Raw genomic sequence first — 17,743 nt, 5'->3', positions numbered from 1 at the left:
GCTATAGCCCCCCTTACACTTTTTCCCGTACATTTTTACCGAATAAACCGGCTGGACGGAAAATCAAAATTAAGATTAATACGACAAACGCTACACCATCTCTCCATAGTGAGAAGCCAGCAGCACTGACAAGCGATTCAATGACACCCAATAACAAACCGCCCACCATCGCACCTGGAATGATCCCGATACCGCCGAGTACGGCTGCAACGAAGGCTTTAAGGCCTGGTATAATTCCCATTAAAGGCTCAATTTTCGTATAATACATTCCAAAAGCAACCCCAGCTGCACCCGCTAGTGCAGACCCGATTGCAAAAGTTGCAGAAATGGTATTGTTAACGTTAATTCCCATTAGTCTTGCGGCATCCATATCGTGGGATACTGCACGCATTGCTTTTCCAATTTTCGTCTTATGAACAATAAATTGTAATAATATCATTAATACGACAGAAGTCCCTAAAATCAGTAGTGATTGACTGCTTACCTTAACTCCAAGGAAATCTAAGCTTGTTGCCGGAATAAGGTCACCAGGATATGCTTCTGGCTGGGCACCACGAACATAAATCACCCCATATTCAATTAACAGGGATACTCCAATGGCGGTAATAAGAGCCGCAATCCTTGTGGCATTACGTAAAGGTTTGTAGGCAATCCTTTCAATTAAAACCCCTAAGATGGCACAAGTGACCATGGAAATAAGTAAGGAAGGGAAAAATCCTAAATCTAATATAGTAATAGAGTAAAAACCGATAAATGCACCGACCATGAAAATGTCTCCATGGGCAAAGTTAATTAATTTTACAATTCCGTAAACCATTGTATAACCAAGGGCAATCAACGCATAAATACTGCCTAATGACACCCCGTTAACAAGCTGCTGTAAAAATTCCATGTCTAGTCTCCTCCTAAAATTAGGAAAATATTATCTAAAAGGGAATAGGGAGACATAGCTGCTCCCTATTCTTTTCATCGATTATTTTATTCTGGATCTACTTTCGTGTTAAACTCTTGCTTGCCGCCTTTGTATTCTAGGATTACTGCAGATTTAATTGGATCATGGTTTTTATCAAGCTTCATGGTTCCAGATACTAATTGAAGTCCATTTGTTTCCTTAAGTGCTTTTTGAATCTTCACAGGGTCACTGCTCCCAGCGCGCTTAATGGCATCTGCAAGGAAGTAAAGTGAGTCATAGCCTAATGCATTAAATGCGTCAGGAGATTTACCATCATATTTTGCTTCAAACGCTTTTACGAAATCCTGTACCTTTGGATCAGAGTCACCAGAGGAATAGTGGTTTGTGATAAACGTATTGTTTAACGGATCGCTACCAGCAATTTCTACTAGTTTAGGAGAATCCCAGCCATCGCCGCCCATAAATGGAGCTTCAATACCAAGGGCACGAGCTTGTTTAATAATTAAGCCTACTTCCTCGTAATATCCAGGCAGGAAGATAAAATCAGGATTTGCAGATTTAATGTTAGTTAAAATTGCATTAAAGTCTGTATCCTTTGCAACATATGCCTCTTCCTTGACAACTTTCCCGCCATTTCCCTCAAATGCTTCTGTGAATGCAGCAGCAAGCCCTTTTGCATAGTCACTTGAGCTGTCAATAATGATCGCGGCATTTTTTACTTTAAGATCTTTAGAAGCAAAGTTAGCTGCCACTGTTCCTTGGAACGGATCGATGAAGCAAGTACGGAATACGAAGTCACTTAGGACGCCATCTTTATTTGTAATTGTTGGATTTGTTCCAGTTGGTGTTAATAATGGAATCTTGTTTTTCTGGGCGATTTGTACTTGTGCCAATGTGTTTGTACTTGTAGCTGCACCGATAATGGCTGATACCTTATCTTGGCTGATCAGCTTCGTTGTGCCGCTGGTTGCCTCGGCTGCATCTGATTTATTATCGAAGGTTACAAGCTCTAGCTTCTTCCCATCAATACCTTCTTTATTGATTTCTTCCAATGCCAATTTGATACCCTCTTCGATTGATTGACCGTAAGAAGCTACCCCGCCTGAAAGTTCAAGATTGGCACCAATTTTAATGGTTTCGCTATCTTTTTCACCGCTTGTACTGGATGAATTACAGCCAGCCAACACACCTGCCGCCATCATGAACGACATAAAAACACCTGCTAGTTTTTTCTTTCTCACTGTCTATACCCCCTATTTTTGAGTAGTCCCCTTTACCCGTTGTCTATCTTCAAGATGTTTAAAAAAAGATAATATTCTGAAAATATTGTACAAAATAATTCCCGATCCGTCTAGTAGTAAAATGCGTTATTTTAATATAATTCCGAAAAATTAATATTTTTATAATTTTTTACTATAATCGTAGAATTAATAGGAAAACTTCATGCTCTTTCCCTTTAAAGCGATAAAATCACACTGTGTTAAAAAAAAAAAGAGAGACTCCATTATGAAAGTCTCTCTCATCTAAATATTATACTAATACTTTATTTTTCGTTTCTTTTCCTAAAAAAATAACGGCAAATGCAGCGATGAAAACAGAAATACAAAAGATAGTGAATATTGCGGAAATTGAGGTTTCTTGTGCCACTAGATAACCAACCAACAATGGACCTAGCACCCCGCCTAATCGGCCAAATGCAGCCGCTGAACCTGAACCAGTCCCGCGGATTACGGTTGGATACTGCTCTGGGGTATAGGCATATAATCCGCCCCATGCCCCTAGGTTAAAGAAGGATAAAAGAATACCCGATGTCATTAACAGTGCCGTTGACTCTGCATTACCAAAAAGATAAGCACTGATAGCCGTTCCAATTAAATAGACAGCTAAGACAAACTTCCGTCCGAATCTTTCAATTGCCCATGCGGCCGTAAAATAACCCGGCAATTGCGCTAAAGTCATAATCAAAACATACCCAAAGCTTTTAATGAGACTAAAGCCTTTCAACACCATCACACTTGGAAGCCATAGGAACATTCCATAGTAGGAGAAAACGACACAAAACCAGACAATCCATAGCATAGTTGTACGACGGCGATACTCATCCGTCCATAGATTAGCAAGACTTTGAAACGCAGAAATCTTTTCTTTTTCCTTAATCGCTTCAAATCTCGGTGAGTCGGGTAAACCAACTCGCAAATATAAGGCAAACAGTGCAGGCGTTGCACTAATTAACAAGGCTGTTGACCAGCCATATTTCGGAATAATAAAATAGGAAATGACTGCAGCAATCAGCCATCCGGCTGCCCAAAAACTTTCTAGTAAAACGACAATCCGCCCTCGTTTTTCGGCCGGAACACTTTCAGAAACAAGTGTCGAGGCAACAGGAAGCTCGCCGCCAAGACCCATTCCTATAAAAAATCTTAATATAAGAAAGATGGTAATCGAAGTGGCAAATGCGGAAATCCCGCTTCCGATTGAAAATAATAATAACGTAATGATAAAAACATTTTTCCGGCCAATTCTGTCTGCCATTAAGCCAAAAATTAATGCTCCTACAGCCATCCCTATCGACTGAACGCTTCCTATCCAGCCCATCTGTTCTGCTGATAAATCCCATTCCACTTTTAATGCAGCAATAATGAAGGAAAGCATTCCAACATCCATTGCATCAAACATCCAGCCCGTACCGGAAACCCAAAGCAATCTCCGGTTAGAAATCTCTTTTTTCATAACCAGCCCCCTTTAAGAGTACCATTAATGACATTATTCCCTAATGAATTTTCTTTATTTTAATCAACCGCGATTTCAACGTTTTTAAATTGATTGAAGAACATATTATAGTATCTTCCTTGCTGCTCCATGAGCTCTCCGTGATTTCCTTTTTCTACGATCTCCCCATTTTCGATAACCATAATACTGTCTGCATCACGGATCGTGTTTAAACGATGGGCGATAATAAAACTTGTCCTGCCCTCCATTAAGGATAGCAGTGCCTCTTGAATATGAAGCTCCGTACGGGTATCTATACTGCTTGTTGCCTCATCTAATATCAATACCGAGGGCTTTGCAAGAATAACCCTGGCAATGGCAATCAACTGGCGCTGGCCCTGACTTAAGTTTCCGCCGTTTTCAGATAGAATCGTTTCATATTGTTTAGGCAGACGTTTAATAAAAGGATCGGCATTCGCCATTCTAGCCGCATTGATGACCTCTTCATCACTTGCCGAAGGCTTTCCGTACTTAATATTTTCTTTAATGGTTCCCGAAAACAGATAGGTATCCTGCAGCACAAATCCAAAACAGCTTCTTAAGCTATCGCGTGTATATTCTCTAATATCACGACCATCTAACAAAATCCTGCCCTCTGTCACATCGTAAAACCTTGTTAGCAAATTAACAATCGTCGTTTTTCCCGCACCAGTAGGTCCAACTAATGCAGTGCTGCTACCAATATCCGTTTCAAAACTAACATTTTTTAAAATCGGCACATCACCGCGATAGCCGAAGCTGACATTTTCAAAAACAACATGTCCTTTTGGCTTATCTAACACAACCGCATCCTGCAAATCATCAGGCTCCTCTTGTTCATCGAGAATCTCAAAAACGCGCTCCGCACCGGCTACACCTGACTGCAGCATATTAAAAATTTGCGCGAGGTCGTTAAGCGGTCTTACAAACTGCCTTGAGTAGGTAATAAAACTAGCAATGGCACCAACTGTAATCATACCCTTTACAGCAAGGAAACCTCCTGTTACTGCCACAATCGCAAAACCTAAATTATTTATTACGTTCATGATTGGCATGAGAAATCCAGACCAAATTTGCGCCTTAAGGCCGACCTCACGTAATTTCTGATTGACCTCTTCAAACTCAGATATAACCTTTTCCTCATGATTAAATGCTTTCACTACCTCAATGCCAGAAATCGTTTCCTCAATTTGTCCATTCAATTTTCCAAGCTGAATTTGCTGATCTTTAAACAAGACACTTGTTCTTTTGGCAATTGTCTTGGTTACCAAAAAGACAAGGGGAACCGTTACTAAGCTTGCCACAGTCAAAATTGGACTCAGAACTAACATCATAATGAATGAACCACTAATAACAATGACACCCGACATCAACTGTGTTGTTGACTGAGAAATCGTACTGCTGACATTATCAATATCGTTAGAAAGCCTGCTCATTAATTCCCCATGTGTCCGCTTGTCAAAAAAGGAGACTGGGAGCTTTTGCAGCTTTTTAAAAAGCGCATCGCGCAATCGCTTGACGATCCTTTGTGAGACACCTGCCATCAACCAACCCTGCATGAACGTCAGTAGTGCATCTAAAATGAAGGCTGAAATTAGAATAATAATCATCACTTCAAGAAAATTAAAATCCACTTTATTATCCAGGCTTATGGTATCAATCGCTTTTCCAATTAAAAATGGAGATAGCAACGATAGGGCTGCACTGAAAAAGATGAATAAAAACACAATAGTGAGCATTTTTCTTTCGTTGCCAAAATAATGCCATAACCTTCGCATTGTTTCTTTAAAGTTCTTCGGTTTTGCAATCGGTCCTCCTCGGCGATGGCCACCAAATCCGCCAGGTCTTCCCGGGATAGATAAGGGAGGGGGTGTGTTACTTGTTTGATTTGCACCTTTCGACATTTAGAGCGCCACCTCCTTACCGACTTGAGATTGATAGATTTCCTGGTAAACCTTGCAGTCTCTTAATACTTCCTCATGTTTTCCCATTCCGACGATTTCCCCATGATCCATGACGACAATTTTATCTGCATCGATAATCGAGGTAATTCGCTGGGCAATGAGGATACACGTTAGCCCATTTGCATATTTTTTTAAACCTGCTTTAATTCTTGCCTCCGTGGTGACGTCAACCGCACTGGTACTATCATCTAAAATCAAAATTTGTGGGTTTTTTATTAATGCCCTTGCGATCGAAATCCGTTGCTTTTGACCACCTGAGAAGTTTACTCCGCCTTGGCCTATTCTTGTTTGAAAACCTTCTGGAGAAGCCGTAATAAAGTCATGTGCACCGGCAATCTCTGCGGCTTTTTCAATTTCTTCGATTGACGCGTCTTCTTTTCCCCACTTAATGTTTTCCTCCACACTTCCGGTAAAAAGAATCGTTTTTTGTGGAACAAAAGCAATTTTTTCTCTCAGTCTTTTAGGATCAACAAGGTGAATATCCTCACCATCTACTTTGATACTACCTGCACTCACATCATAAAAACGGGGAATTAAGCCAATAAGGGTGCTTTTACCAGACCCTGTCGAGCCAATAATTCCGACTGTTTCTCCTGGTAAAATTGCTAGGTTAATATTTTTCAAAACGGGTTCTCCGCTTGTTCCTTCATAAGAAAAGGAGACATTATTAAACTCTATTCTTCCTTTTTCAACTGCAGGAGTGTTCTGTCCCTCTTCCCAGGTTAAATCATCCTCCTGGGAAAAAACTTCACTAATCCTTACTGCTGAGGTTTTCGCACGGACAAACATATTAAATACCATAGAGATCATCATTAATGAAAAAAGAATTTGAGTCATGTAATTAATAAAGGCAATAATATGACCAACCTGAACATTGCCATCCGTCACGCCATAGCCGCCAATCCAGAGGACAGCGACAATTCCAAGGTTAACCGTTAGCATAATCGCAGGGCTGAATACAGCCATTAACCTTGTAGCGGAAATAGATTGCTTTTTGAACTCTTCATTTGTCTTATCAAATTTGTTAACTTCAACATCAAAACGATTGAAGGCTTTGACTACACGTACACCAGATAAGTACTCACGCATAACACTGTTAACATGATCAAGCGCTTTTTGTACTTTTGAGAAAAGAGGGAAGCCAAGTCTTAGGTTTAGAATAATAAATAAGGCGACAATTGGGACAACTGCAATCAATACTACTGATAGATGAAGGTTTAACCGAGTCGCCATGATTAAGCCGCCGATGGCTAAAAGCGGTGATTTAACAAAAATCCGCATTAGGCCATTCGCAAAAACTTGCACCTGGCTCACATCGTTAGTCAGCCTTGTGATTAACGACGCACGCTCAAAACGGTCAATATTTTTAAACGATAGGGTTTGGATTTTTTTATATAAGTCCGACCTTAGCTCTGAACCAAAGCTTTGCGAGACAATACTGGCAAGTACACTTCTTGTTGAGGCAGCAATCGCGCCAAAAAGCGTAATCAGCAGCATTAAACCACCCATCTTTAATACGTAGTCTAAATCTCTGCCTGCTACACCGACATCTATTATTTTTGCCATGATTGTTGGCATTAACAAATCACTTATCGCTTCAAAGGTTAAAAATAAAACGGCTAAGCTAAAAGACTTCCAATATTTCTTTATGTATTTTGCTAAAAACCCCATGACCCTTCACCCCTGGAAATCTCTTCATAATTATGGATAAAGCTATTATAGCAAAAAAAGTATGAGTCCTATGAAAAGAACTCATACTTTTACTTAATCTTCTAGTGGGCGAAATTCATGAACCCAAACACGCATTTGCGGCAGCCATGGCATACCCGGGTGGTAGGCAAGAATCGATTGCTTATACTCTTCAACCGTAGGGTAGCCCTCGCGGCGTGCATCATCATCAGTCAATTCTCCTAAGCTTTGCGAATAAACGCACTCAACTACAAATTGCTTACCTTCAAGAGTCATGATTTCACCTGGATCGGCATATCTTCCATTTCTGCGGGTAGCAGTCTTTTCTCCTTCAAGCACCTTTTTAACATCAGACTCCATCGTAACTAATCGTTCGATTGAGCAGGTTTTTGGCGGTAGTGTAGTGTTTTCATTTTGTTGCATAGCGTTATCCTCCTTTTTTCCAATTGCGCTTTCACTATTTTAACACTATCACCACGTTATTAAAAACCTATTTACACATTCAAATCTCTTTTTTTATAAAATATAAATGTTACGACTGTAAGTGCTGCAATCAGGACGCCCGATAATAGTACAAAAGTGAACTCAAACCCACCGCCAAACATCACATTTTTTGCCTCAAAATATTTAAACGGGGTAAAGTATTTAAAGCCTTCTATATTTTCATTTAAATCAATCGCAACCGAGATGACATACGTAAGCAAAAGAACACCTGTTGCTAAGGAAGCGGCTGTTTTAGACTTCCTTTTAACCGCTGCAAGTGAACTGCCGATTACCATAAATAAAAGCTGCAAAATAAACATCCCCGCCATTGTAACCACAATATCACCCGTAACCACTTCACCATTGCTATATTTACCGACTAATACAAGTGATGAAACGAATGTGACTATATTCAGGATTAAGATATTTACGAATGCAGCAGCCAATTTTGCTGTAATAATCCCATTCCTTGATACAGGTTTAACAAATAAAAACTCAGAGGTTTTGTCCCGCTCCTCTTTTGCAATAATCGTTGCCCCCAGCATCGCAGCATGAATGGTCGCCATTAATAGCAAATAGATAAACAGTAACCCGTAATAACCGGTTGCTGTTGAAATATCAAATTCACCTATTCCTAATACGGCAAGCATTGATTTTGGCATCCCCTCCAGCATTTCATTCATTGGCTGACCAGAAGAAGATAGACTCTCATACTTAAACATTCCCGAGACAACCATAAGAAAAACGCCAATACTCCAAAAAACAAGCGATTTCCTATGTGACTTCAATTCTTTTAAAAATATATTCATCCTATCATCACTCCTCCTTGGACCGCGTTAAACCGAGTGAATATCCTTTTTAGCATAGATAAAGTAGCTTGCTCCAACTGCTAAGATCATTACTATTCCTCCAATTATCAAAAAGGAAGCCTCGTAACTAGACTTTTCTATGATATATGCCGTGTCAAAATACTTAAATGGAGAAAGGTACCGTTTCGCTTCTTCACCAGAAGTTGAGCTGAACATCCCTAAGAAATAGAAAGCAAAAACAGTTGCAAGCGATACAGTCAACACTGATTTTATTTTTTGGACAATGACTGAAATAATGATTCCTAATGCTAGAAAAATCAGTTGTACAAATAATACTGTCAATGAAAGCAGGATGAAAATACTAACATTAAAATCTTCCGTTGCTACTTGGTATGCTAATAGCGTTGCTGCTGCTAAATAAACAATATTCGTTAATATGATTGAAATCAGTGCCGCCAATAATTTGTTTGTCAAAACAGTGGTACGTGTTACAGGTTTTGTTAACAGGAAGTCAGCTGTTTTCTCCCTGACTTCTTTGCTTACAATACTCGTACCAAGATTCATTGCCTGGATTGCTCCGCAAAGTGTAACAAATGATAGCCCATAGCAATAGAAGCCAAGAATCGAAAAGAAGTTATCTAAATTAATCCCGAATGCTTCTCTTAGCGCCGCTGGATACCCTTCAAGCAGCTTTCTAAACTCTTCTGTATCCTTTGTAAAAGAAGGGTAAAATGACATAAATAGCGCTACAACCATAATTAAGGAAATCGTCCAAATAATCGTAGATTTTCGATATGCCTTTAATTCATGTAACAATATATTCATCTTTTATTAGGCCTCCTTTTCGTAGTAATGCATAAAAATCTCCTCAAGGTCTGGCTCTTCAATCCATAGATTTGTAATTTCAATGTCGGCTATTTTTCTCATGACTTCGTTAATATTCCCTTTAAATAAAAAGCTTGTAAGGTTATCCTTCACCTCTAATTTATTCACACCTGCTAGGTTAAAGTAATTTGGATCGAGGGTTGATTTGGTTTCTACCTTGAACTTTTTGTAGGTATTCTCTTTTAAGGTACTAATCTTTTCCACGGTAACAATCTTGCCCTCTTTAATAATCGCGACACGATTACATAGGCGTTGAACCTCCGTTAAAATATGAGAGGAGAATAGAATCGTAGCGCCTTTTCTATTCTCTTCCTCAAGCAATTCAAAGAATTTTTGCTGCATGAGCGGATCTAAGCCGCTCGTTGGTTCATCCAGAATAATCAGTTTCGGCTCATGAAGCAGCCCCTGAACAATTCCGACCTTCTTTTTATTTCCCAGTGAAAGATCATCAATTTTTTTATTTAGATCTAAGTCCATGATCTCAGCTAATTCTCTTATTCTCTTACTGCAATCCTTTTTATAAAAACTCGCTGAATAGTTTAATAGATCCTTTACCTTCATATTGTCATAGTAGAATACCTCAGATGGTAAATAGCCAATTTCCTTTTTGATTTCTGGAGCAAATTGGACGGTGTCTTTGCCAAAAATAGTCGCACTGCCGCTGGTTGGATAAATGAGTGAAAGGAGTGTCCGGATCGTTGTCGATTTCCCGGCACCGTTGGGGCCGATAAATCCAAAAATCTCACCCTCCTCGACAGAAAAGCTAATATCGCTGATTCCTCTTGCTTTGCCGTAAGTCTTTGTTAGATTCTTAATTTCAATCACATTCATCGTCACTGCCCCCTATTTATAAAAGCATTTAATGAAAATCTCAAAATATTCTTCAGCTTTGTTATAAACTTTTTCATAATCAATTTGATGGGTAGGTGATAACTTTGCCATGTGAAGCTCTTCATCACTCATTTTTTCAAAGGTCCAGGTAATAATCTTAAGGATTTTTTGTAAATCCAAGTCATCTCTAAATTTTGATACATCAATACCCTCGTAAACTTTTTCAATATTGATTGCAGTTAATTCTGTTTTCTTTTTTTCTAACTCCACTTTTAATTCAGCTGAATCTTGCATAAAGGCCTCTTTAATAAAGTTAAAGATGTCAGGATATTGGGTCAGCAAATCCATCTTGATCATCACTGATTGCCGCATTCGGTTGAAAAAATCCACTTCTGTCAGGTCCACTTTTTTGTAAAATTCATCAGCAATAATGTTGTAGCAGTAGTCAAATAAAAAGAAAAACAGCTGCTTTTTGTTCTGAAAATAATGAAATAATAGTCCCTTTGAAATACCAGCCTCTTTTACGATTTCATTGGTTGACGCACTATCATATCCCTTCTGGGCAAATTCCTTTATTGCTGCATTAATGATTCGGTCCTGTTTTTCAGACTCTAGGTTTAAAAACTTGGAAAACAAATTAGCAGCCTCCTTTCTATTTGCTGACTTCATGTCGTTGACCACATCAGTCAATCACAGTTTACTCCCGTTGACTCCTCTGGTCAATACTAGACAAGCTGTATTTTTTACAAAATTATGAAGTCCATATATTTAGGGTTAGGGATGTGCTAGGATACGGATGGAGGTGAAAAATGAAAGAGCGTTCTGACTCACTTACATTAAAGGTTTGATTTTCGCGCAAAGTAGGATATCCATGAATCATCCAATTATTTCAGTACTAGCCTCAAAACAATCTATCATTGAAGCGGGGATTAGCGGAGAGCAACGAGTGGCTGAAGTTCTTCAAAAGTATCGATTCCCATTCAAAAACAACATTTTCCACGACTTACCACTTTCTTCAAACAGTAATTTTCAAATTGACCACCTGATCAAAACACCCTATTATGGCGTTATTTTAGAAACAAAGAATTTGGCTGGCAGTTTAGAGTTCAGGGATAATCCACCCCAACTTATTCAAAGGCGGGAAGACGGACAACTAAAGTAGGCTCATCTTAAACAAAAGAAAAGAAGCTGAAAATAGTTTCTATTCTTAAAGTTGACCAAAAATAAAACAATTAAACTGTACGAGCGGGAAACTTGACAGTTTCGTTCATAATCAGGGGCCTAGTCCCTATGTCTCTTTTTTATCATTTACAACGTGTATATACACTTAAGAACAATATGTGAATATACCTGTTATCTATAAGAAAAAATAAAAAATAGAGGACACATGTCCTTTGGGTAAAATAATTATGTCAATATAATTTGTTTGAAGGAGGGGATAAAATATGGAGGATATAATCGCAGCAATCGGTATGGCTCCACAGCCTCAACAGGAATATTTGCAGCAATTATTTAAACACATCCCCATATCTAGTCGTTCCTGTCGTATGGTTAAAATGAAAGCGGATACTAAGTTTATATCTGCAAACGACCACTGTAATGCAATTTGGATTTTAATTGAGGGGCATGTAAGAGCAACTGAAGAGCAAATTTCAGGTGATGTCTATGTTTTTACCGAGTTTCAGGCACCAGAGTTGTTTGGCGAAATGGAGGGATTAGCAGGTATCTCTTCATACAAAGCAACTTTAGTAACTTCTACAGATTGTAAGTTTATCGTCTTGCCAATGGATAGCTACTTAAACTGGATACGGAATGATTCGCAGGCGTTGTTTTTACGAACACGTACTATTATGAGCCTTGTCCTGGAGCAGTCGAAAAACGATCGTGTCTATTTGTTTCTTGACGGTATCGATCGCCTCATGCTTTATATGACAAAATATTATCGAAAGCATGCAAAAGACAAAACATGCATTATTCAAATGAAACGACAACAGATTGCAGATGAAACGGGCTTCAGTACGAAAACAGTTAATCGATCAATTAGAAAGCTCTCAGGCAACAGGCTGATTACAATTGTAGGGGGGAAAATTGTCATATCCGAGAGACAATACGAACAACTTGTAGAATTAATTGATAAAAAGATCAGTAAATAAAAGAGGGAGTGTAAAGTATGAATCAAGTTTTAGACATTGTCACATCCAAAAAGCTTACCTACGAGCAAAAGGTAATGTCACTTGCACATGCGGCAGAAGATACTCTGTCTATTTTAAGTATTCCAGAGAAAACCAGATATTATTTTGAGATAAATGCAATAGATGATCTGTATGAAGGACATGCGCCTTATCGCCCACGTTATATTATGCCAGATTATGAAAAGTTTATTAAAAATGGAAGCGGGTTTTTACAGATTGATCCACCGAAGGATTTGGATGAATTATTGAACTCCTTGATGATTCTCTATAAACATGTTCCGTCTATCACTGGATTCCCGGTTTTTCTCGGTAACATTGACAAGCTTATTGAGCCATTTTTGGATGGCGTTAGTGATGAGATGGCAAAGAAAAAGCTTCGCCTATTTTTAAACTATCTTGATCGCACGATTACAGATTCTTTCTGTCATGCGAATATTGGTCCGGAGGCAACTCGCGCAGGGAAGTTGATTTTGGAGTTGGAAAAGGAGCTACAGAATGCAGTTCCTAACTTTACGCTGAAATATGACCCGGATATTACTCCTGATGAGTATGCTGAACTAGGAATTTACACCAGCTTATTCTGTGCCAATCCTGCTTTTTGCAATCATAAGGTGCATAAGAAGACCTATTCCACTGATTATGGGATTTCAAGCTGCTACAATATTTTACCCATTTGCGGTGGTGCCTATACGCTTTCTAGGATCACTCTGCCTGGGCTTGCAAAAGTTGCGACATCTGCCGAACAGTTTTTAAATGAACTGCTTCCTGATTGTCTAGAGGCATTGGGAAATTACATGAACGAACGCATAAGTTTTTTAGTTGAACAATCTGGCTTTTTTGAGTCGTCTTTCCTTGTTAAGGAAGGTTTCATTCATCCGGACAACTTTATTGGCATGTTAGGAATTACCGGTTTAGCCGAGTGTGCAAACATCCTAATGGGCCAAAATGGAAAACGCTATGGACACGATGTCGATGCAGACAATCTTGCTGATCAAATTATGACGATTATTTCAAATTTTGCAGTACAGTTCCCTGCCAAGTATTCTAAAATTGCAAATGGCCATTTTATGCTCCATGCGCAGGTTGGTATGGATTACGATCTAGGAATCACATCAGGCGTGCGGATCCCTGTGGGTGATGAATTGGAGAATATTTACGATCACCTAAGACATAGTGCACGATTCCATAGGGAAATTACGACAGGCTGTGGAGATATTTTTCCATTTGAAACCACTGGTCGAAATAATCCTAGTGCTATTCTTGATATTGTAAAAGGTTCATTTTCATTAGGTTCAAAATACATTAGTTTTTATGAGGAGAATAGCGACTTAGTGCGTATTACCGGTTATTTAGTAAAACGCAGCGAGATGGAAAAATACAGAAATAATCAGGTGGTTCTTCACGATACTACACACCTTGGTGCGCCGAACTACGAGCATAACCATCTTAAAGATAGAAAGGTGAGGGGGGTATGACTAGGGCTCCCATAAACAAGATTATACCCTTAAGCCTTGTCGATGGGCCGGGGAATCGAACTTCCATATTTTTGCAAGGATGTAACCTAGCCTGTGCCTATTGTCATAATCCTGAAACACAAAGACTATGCAATCACTGCGGTATTTGTGTGAGTGGTTGTCCATCGGGTGCATTGACCATCGCCGGCGGCCGTGTAAACTGGGATCCTGAAGTATGTATCTCATGCGACCAATGTATTACCGTTTGTCCGTCTTTTGCCTCACCACGTGTAAGAAATATGACTCCAGACGAGGTCTTCCGGGAGGTTCAAAAGAATATTCCATTTATCCGGGGGATTACGGTATCGGGTGGTGAATGCACCCTGTACCCTAATTTTATCAAGGAACTGTTTGCAAAAGCTCGCGAACAGGGACTTACATGCTTAATCGACAGCAATGGGACGACCGATTTCAGCCGCTTTCCCGAAATGATGGAACTTTGCCAAGGTGTCATGCTGGATGTGAAGGCTTGGGATGAACAAACTTACCAAAAACTCACAGGTGGGCCTACTAATTCTGTCGTTAAGAAGAATCTTAAATATCTTGCGGATTGCAACAAATTAGAGGAATTACGAATTGTGTGCTTGCAGGAAGAGGTTGACGCAGAAGCCGTAATCAGTGGAATTGCAGAGACAATTGGCGAAAAGGTAACCAGCGTAAAGTTAAAACTGATTAAGTTTAGGCATTATGGGGTAAAGGGGCGTTTGCAAAATACTCCATCTCCAGATGAGGTTTATATTCAGAAACTATTGCAGCTAGCCTGCGGATTTGGTTTCAAAAAGGCTGTCATTGTTTAATTTAACATGATCTGGCTTAATTTGTTAATAAGGACTACTGCTAGTATCCTTATCAACGTTTTTAATTATTGGATAAAATAATTTTCTGAATATTATGTTTATATTTTTAACATCCATAAAAAGGAGCTTCAGACATGAGCTCAGTGGGAGGAAGCAATGGCTGTATTATCGCGACTTAAAATTATGATGTTTCTTCAGTTTTTCATTTGGGGATGTTGGCTTGTTACATTTGGCTCGTATATGATTGATACTTTGCAATTTACTGGCACACAAGTGGGAGTCGTTTATGGTTCAACAGGGATTGCTTCACTTATTATGCCAAGTCTTGTCGGTATTATTGCCGATCGTTGGGTAAAGGCAAATCGTTTATATGGAATCCTTCATTTCCTTGGAGCGGTTGCCTTATTTACAGCCGCAAAGATTTCAGACCCTAGCACCATGTTTTGGGTGATGCTTTTTAACGCAATGGTTTATATGCCAACGATTGCTTTATCTAATACCATTTCATATTCCTGCTTAGAAAAAGAAGGGCTCGATACAACGAAAAACTTCCCATCAATTCGTGTTTTTGGAACCATTAGTTTTATTCTTGCCATGTGGGCAATTAGTCTTGGTGGATTCGAGTTAAGCAACATGCAGCTATACATTGCTGCCGGGGCTTCTATTTTACTTGCGCTGTATTCATTGACCCTGCCTGACTGTCCAACGTCAAATGTCAAAAAGGACAAGTCGTTGGTCAGTCTTATGGGACTTGAAGCTTTCGTGTTATTTAAACAAAAGAAAATGGCTGTCTTTTTCATTTTTGCTATGCTATTAGGTGCTGCACTACAGATTTCCGTTACATTCGGCAACCCGTTTTTACATGACTTTGCATTAAACCCTGACTATAAAGATAGCCTTGTTGTTAAATATCCAGCTATTTTATCATCAATGGGACAAATTTCAGAAGTATTCTTTATTCTTGCCATTCCATTTTTCTTGCGTAAATTTGGGATTAAGAAGGTAATGTTGATGAGTATGGCGGCATGGACATTACGCTTTGGTTTCTTCGCTTATGGCAACCCATCTAGCGGCGGCTTCATCTTATTGCTATTATCAATGTTTGTGTATGGTGCTGCATTTGACTTCTTTAATATTTCCGGATCTATTTTTGTAGAAAAAGAAGTGGACCGCCGAATGCGTGGGAGCGCACAAGGATTATTCATGACAATGGTCAACGGAGTCGGAACCTATTTAGGCGCTGTTATTAGTGGAGTAATAGTGGACTATTTCACTATTGACGGCGTAAAAGACTGGCAAACGATCTGGTTAGTGTTTGCAGCGTATACAGTCATACTCGCAATCGTTTTTGCGGTAAGTTTTAAATACAAAAATGAGCAGCGTGATGGAATGAAGAATGTAAAATTAAGTGCATAAGTTAAGCCTCAACGTCGAAGTAGAGCTCGTCTACTTCGATGTTTTCACAAAATGAGGTTCAAGTATCGCCATTAATTTATGGTGTAATTGATAAGTAAGATGCTGAGATTTTAATAAAACTAGAATAGGGTCCAATGGTTGGACCCTTTTTTTCAAAAAGAGGGGTCGGACGTAGTAATGTCACTCACTACACCATCGCATTTCCGCCAACACCCATGAACGTGCTATTATTAGATTATTAAAATGGAAAAGGGAGTGCTGTAAAAGTGAAGAATGAGATCATTGAAAGATTTACTTCCTATGTTAAGGTGGATACGCAGTCGAATGAGAGCAATGAAAGCTGTCCTTCTACACCTGGACAGCTCACATTAGCTAACATGCTCGTTGAGGAGTTAAAGTCGATTGGCATGGATGAGGTAACGATCGATGAAAATGGTTATGTGATGGCTACCTTGCCTTCTAACACAGATAAAGAGGTGCCAACGATCGGATTCCTCGCACACGTTGACACAGCAACGGATTTCACGGGCAAGAATGTGAACCCACAAATCGTTGAAGACTATGACGGGAATGATATCCCTCTTAACCCAAACGTCACCATGTCAACGAAGGATTTCCCAAGTCTTCCAAGCTACAAAGGGCACACACTCATCACAACTGACGGTACGACACTACTTGGTGCTGATAACAAAGCCGGGATTGCTGAAATCATGACCGCAATGTCTTACCTGATTCAACATCCAGAAATCAAGCACGGTAAGGTCCGCGTTGCGTTCACGCCGGATGAGGAAATTGGCAGAGGTCCACATAAGTTTGACGTTGCCGCCTTCAATGCCAAGTACGCTTATACCGTGGATGGAGGACCGCTTGGGGAGTTAGAATACGAAAGCTTTAATGCAGCGGCAGCTAAAATCACTATCAATGGAACTAATATCCATCCTGGTTCAGCCAAAGATAAAATGGTAAATTCAATGAAGATTTCCATGGAATTACATAGCCAGCTGCCAGCGCTGGAAGCACCTGAACATACTGAAGGATATGAAGGGTTCTATCATCTTATTTCTTTCAATGGTGAGGTTGAGCAAACAAAGCTCCACTACATTATCCGAGATCATGACAAAGAAATCTTCGAAGCTCGAAAAAACAGAATGAAATCCATTGTCGATCTACTCAATGAAAGATACGGCAATGATACCATTCTTTTAGAATTAAAAGACCAATATTACAATATGGGTGAAAAAATTAAACCGGTTATGGAAATCGTCGACATTGCCCAGCAGGCGATGGAGAACCTCGACATTAAACCGCTTATCAAACCAATCCGCGGCGGTACGGATGGCTCTCAGCTTTCTTATATGGGATTGCCAACTCCAAATATTTTTACAGGCGGGGTAAACTTCCACGGAAAGTTTGAGTTTATTTCCGTTGATAATATGATCAAAGCAACAAACACGGTCATCGAAATTACAAAACTTTTTGAACAAAAAGCATAAATGAAGCCC

At 39.5% G+C, this 17,743-nt stretch carries 16 protein-coding genes; 6 read left to right on the top strand and 10 right to left on the bottom strand.

What is annotated here, in order from left to right; translation table 11 throughout:
* Positions 1 to 13: 13 nt before the first annotated feature.
* The 10 genes from TR08_RS00400 to TR08_RS00355 form a co-directional block, all read right to left on the bottom strand.
* A complete protein-coding gene (locus tag TR08_RS00400; protein ID WP_045514748.1) occupies positions 14 to 892 on the bottom strand; it encodes a branched-chain amino acid ABC transporter permease in 879 nt (292 codons plus the stop codon).
* An 86-nt stretch (positions 893 to 978) separates the two neighbouring features.
* The gene (locus tag TR08_RS00395; protein WP_045514747.1) at positions 979 to 2,154 is read right to left on the bottom strand and encodes an ABC transporter substrate-binding protein; all 1,176 of its coding nucleotides are present in this window, start codon (positions 2,152 to 2,154) and stop codon (positions 979 to 981) included.
* Between the two features lie 289 nt (positions 2,155 to 2,443).
* Positions 2,444 to 3,643, bottom strand: a complete 1,200-nt coding sequence (locus TR08_RS00390) for an MFS transporter (RefSeq protein ID WP_045514744.1) — start codon at positions 3,641 to 3,643, stop codon at positions 2,444 to 2,446.
* A 59-nt stretch (positions 3,644 to 3,702) separates the two neighbouring features.
* Entirely contained in the window at positions 3,703 to 5,565 is a 1,863-nt protein-coding gene (locus TR08_RS00385) for an ABC transporter ATP-binding protein (protein WP_045514741.1), read from the bottom strand.
* Positions 5,566 to 7,296, bottom strand: coding sequence for an ABC transporter ATP-binding protein (locus TR08_RS00380; RefSeq protein ID WP_045514740.1), 1,731 nt, complete (start codon positions 7,294 to 7,296; stop codon positions 5,566 to 5,568).
* 93 nt (positions 7,297 to 7,389) lie between these two features.
* On the bottom strand, positions 7,390 to 7,737 hold the full coding sequence (locus tag TR08_RS00375) for an ASCH domain-containing protein (protein ID WP_045514739.1): 348 nt from the start codon (positions 7,735 to 7,737) through the stop codon (positions 7,390 to 7,392).
* A 71-nt stretch (positions 7,738 to 7,808) separates the two neighbouring features.
* Complete coding sequence (locus TR08_RS00370) at positions 7,809 to 8,606, bottom strand: ABC transporter permease subunit (protein WP_045514738.1); 798 nt, start codon at positions 8,604 to 8,606, stop codon at positions 7,809 to 7,811.
* Positions 8,607 to 8,633: 27 nt separating this feature from the next.
* Positions 8,634 to 9,431 carry an ABC transporter permease subunit gene (locus TR08_RS00365; protein ID WP_045514737.1) on the bottom strand — a complete coding sequence of 266 codons (798 nt, stop codon included), beginning with the start codon at positions 9,429 to 9,431 and terminating at the stop codon, positions 8,634 to 8,636.
* A 6-nt stretch (positions 9,432 to 9,437) separates the two neighbouring features.
* Entirely contained in the window at positions 9,438 to 10,322 is an 885-nt protein-coding gene (locus TR08_RS00360) for an ABC transporter ATP-binding protein (protein ID WP_045514736.1), read from the bottom strand.
* Positions 10,323 to 10,334: 12 nt separating this feature from the next.
* The gene (locus TR08_RS00355) at positions 10,335 to 10,958 is read right to left on the bottom strand and encodes a TetR/AcrR family transcriptional regulator (protein ID WP_045514734.1); all 624 of its coding nucleotides are present in this window, start codon (positions 10,956 to 10,958) and stop codon (positions 10,335 to 10,337) included.
* A 235-nt stretch (positions 10,959 to 11,193) separates the two neighbouring features.
* On the opposite strand from TR08_RS00355, the gene TR08_RS00350 reads away from it, so the two are divergent.
* From TR08_RS00350 to pepT, 6 genes are all read left to right on the top strand, one after another.
* Positions 11,194 to 11,484 (top strand): nuclease-related domain-containing protein, encoded by a 291-nt coding sequence (locus tag TR08_RS00350; protein WP_045514732.1) that lies wholly within the window; start codon positions 11,194 to 11,196, stop codon positions 11,482 to 11,484.
* A gap of 283 nt (positions 11,485 to 11,767) precedes the next feature.
* Entirely contained in the window at positions 11,768 to 12,475 is a 708-nt protein-coding gene (locus TR08_RS00345) for a Crp/Fnr family transcriptional regulator (protein WP_045514728.1), read from the top strand.
* Positions 12,476 to 12,492: 17 nt separating this feature from the next.
* Positions 12,493 to 13,989 (top strand): YjjI family glycine radical enzyme, encoded by a 1,497-nt coding sequence (locus tag TR08_RS00340; RefSeq protein WP_045514725.1) that lies wholly within the window; start codon positions 12,493 to 12,495, stop codon positions 13,987 to 13,989.
* The gene (locus TR08_RS00335) at positions 13,986 to 14,825 is read left to right on the top strand and encodes a YjjW family glycine radical enzyme activase (RefSeq protein WP_045514722.1); all 840 of its coding nucleotides are present in this window, start codon (positions 13,986 to 13,988) and stop codon (positions 14,823 to 14,825) included. Before TR08_RS00340 ends, TR08_RS00335 begins: the two co-directional genes overlap by 4 nt.
* A 156-nt stretch (positions 14,826 to 14,981) precedes the next feature.
* Positions 14,982 to 16,241: a nucleoside permease gene (locus tag TR08_RS00330; protein ID WP_045514716.1), complete on the top strand. Its 1,260-nt coding sequence runs from the start codon at positions 14,982 to 14,984 to the stop codon at positions 16,239 to 16,241.
* A 266-nt stretch (positions 16,242 to 16,507) separates the two neighbouring features.
* Positions 16,508 to 17,734 (top strand): peptidase T, encoded by a 1,227-nt coding sequence (gene pepT / locus TR08_RS00325; protein ID WP_045514714.1) that lies wholly within the window; start codon positions 16,508 to 16,510, stop codon positions 17,732 to 17,734.
* The last annotated feature ends 9 nt before the right edge of the window (positions 17,735 to 17,743 follow it).

The organism is Neobacillus niacini (assembly GCF_000759675.1).
Taxonomy (GTDB): Bacteria; Bacillota; Bacilli; order Bacillales; family Cytobacillaceae; genus Neobacillus; species Neobacillus niacini_A.
This window is presented reverse-complemented; position numbering and strand designations above follow the sequence as displayed.

Excerpts from the sequence above, each read along its gene's own strand:
- TR08_RS00370 (WP_045514738.1), bottom strand. The coding sequence starts at position 8,606 with ATGAATATATTTTTAAAAGAATTGAAGTCACATAGGAAATCGCTTGTT.
- TR08_RS00330 (WP_045514716.1), top strand. The coding sequence starts at position 14,982 with ATGGCTGTATTATCGCGACTTAAAATTATGATGTTTCTTCAGTTTTTC.
- TR08_RS00335 (WP_045514722.1), top strand. The coding sequence starts at position 13,986 with ATGACTAGGGCTCCCATAAACAAGATTATACCCTTAAGCCTTGTCGAT.
- TR08_RS00390 (WP_045514744.1), bottom strand. The coding sequence starts at position 3,643 with ATGAAAAAAGAGATTTCTAACCGGAGATTGCTTTGGGTTTCCGGTACG.
- TR08_RS00375 (WP_045514739.1), bottom strand. The coding sequence starts at position 7,737 with ATGCAACAAAATGAAAACACTACACTACCGCCAAAAACCTGCTCAATC.
- TR08_RS00350 (WP_045514732.1), top strand. The coding sequence starts at position 11,194 with ATGAATCATCCAATTATTTCAGTACTAGCCTCAAAACAATCTATCATT.
- TR08_RS00360 (WP_045514736.1), bottom strand. The coding sequence starts at position 10,322 with ATGAATGTGATTGAAATTAAGAATCTAACAAAGACTTACGGCAAAGCA.
- TR08_RS00385 (WP_045514741.1), bottom strand. The coding sequence starts at position 5,565 with ATGTCGAAAGGTGCAAATCAAACAAGTAACACACCCCCTCCCTTATCT.
- TR08_RS00345 (WP_045514728.1), top strand. The coding sequence starts at position 11,768 with ATGGAGGATATAATCGCAGCAATCGGTATGGCTCCACAGCCTCAACAG.
- TR08_RS00380 (WP_045514740.1), bottom strand. The coding sequence starts at position 7,296 with ATGGGGTTTTTAGCAAAATACATAAAGAAATATTGGAAGTCTTTTAGC.
- TR08_RS00340 (WP_045514725.1), top strand. The coding sequence starts at position 12,493 with ATGAATCAAGTTTTAGACATTGTCACATCCAAAAAGCTTACCTACGAG.
- TR08_RS00365 (WP_045514737.1), bottom strand. The coding sequence starts at position 9,431 with ATGAATATATTGTTACATGAATTAAAGGCATATCGAAAATCTACGATT.
- TR08_RS00400 (WP_045514748.1), bottom strand. The coding sequence starts at position 892 with ATGGAATTTTTACAGCAGCTTGTTAACGGGGTGTCATTAGGCAGTATT.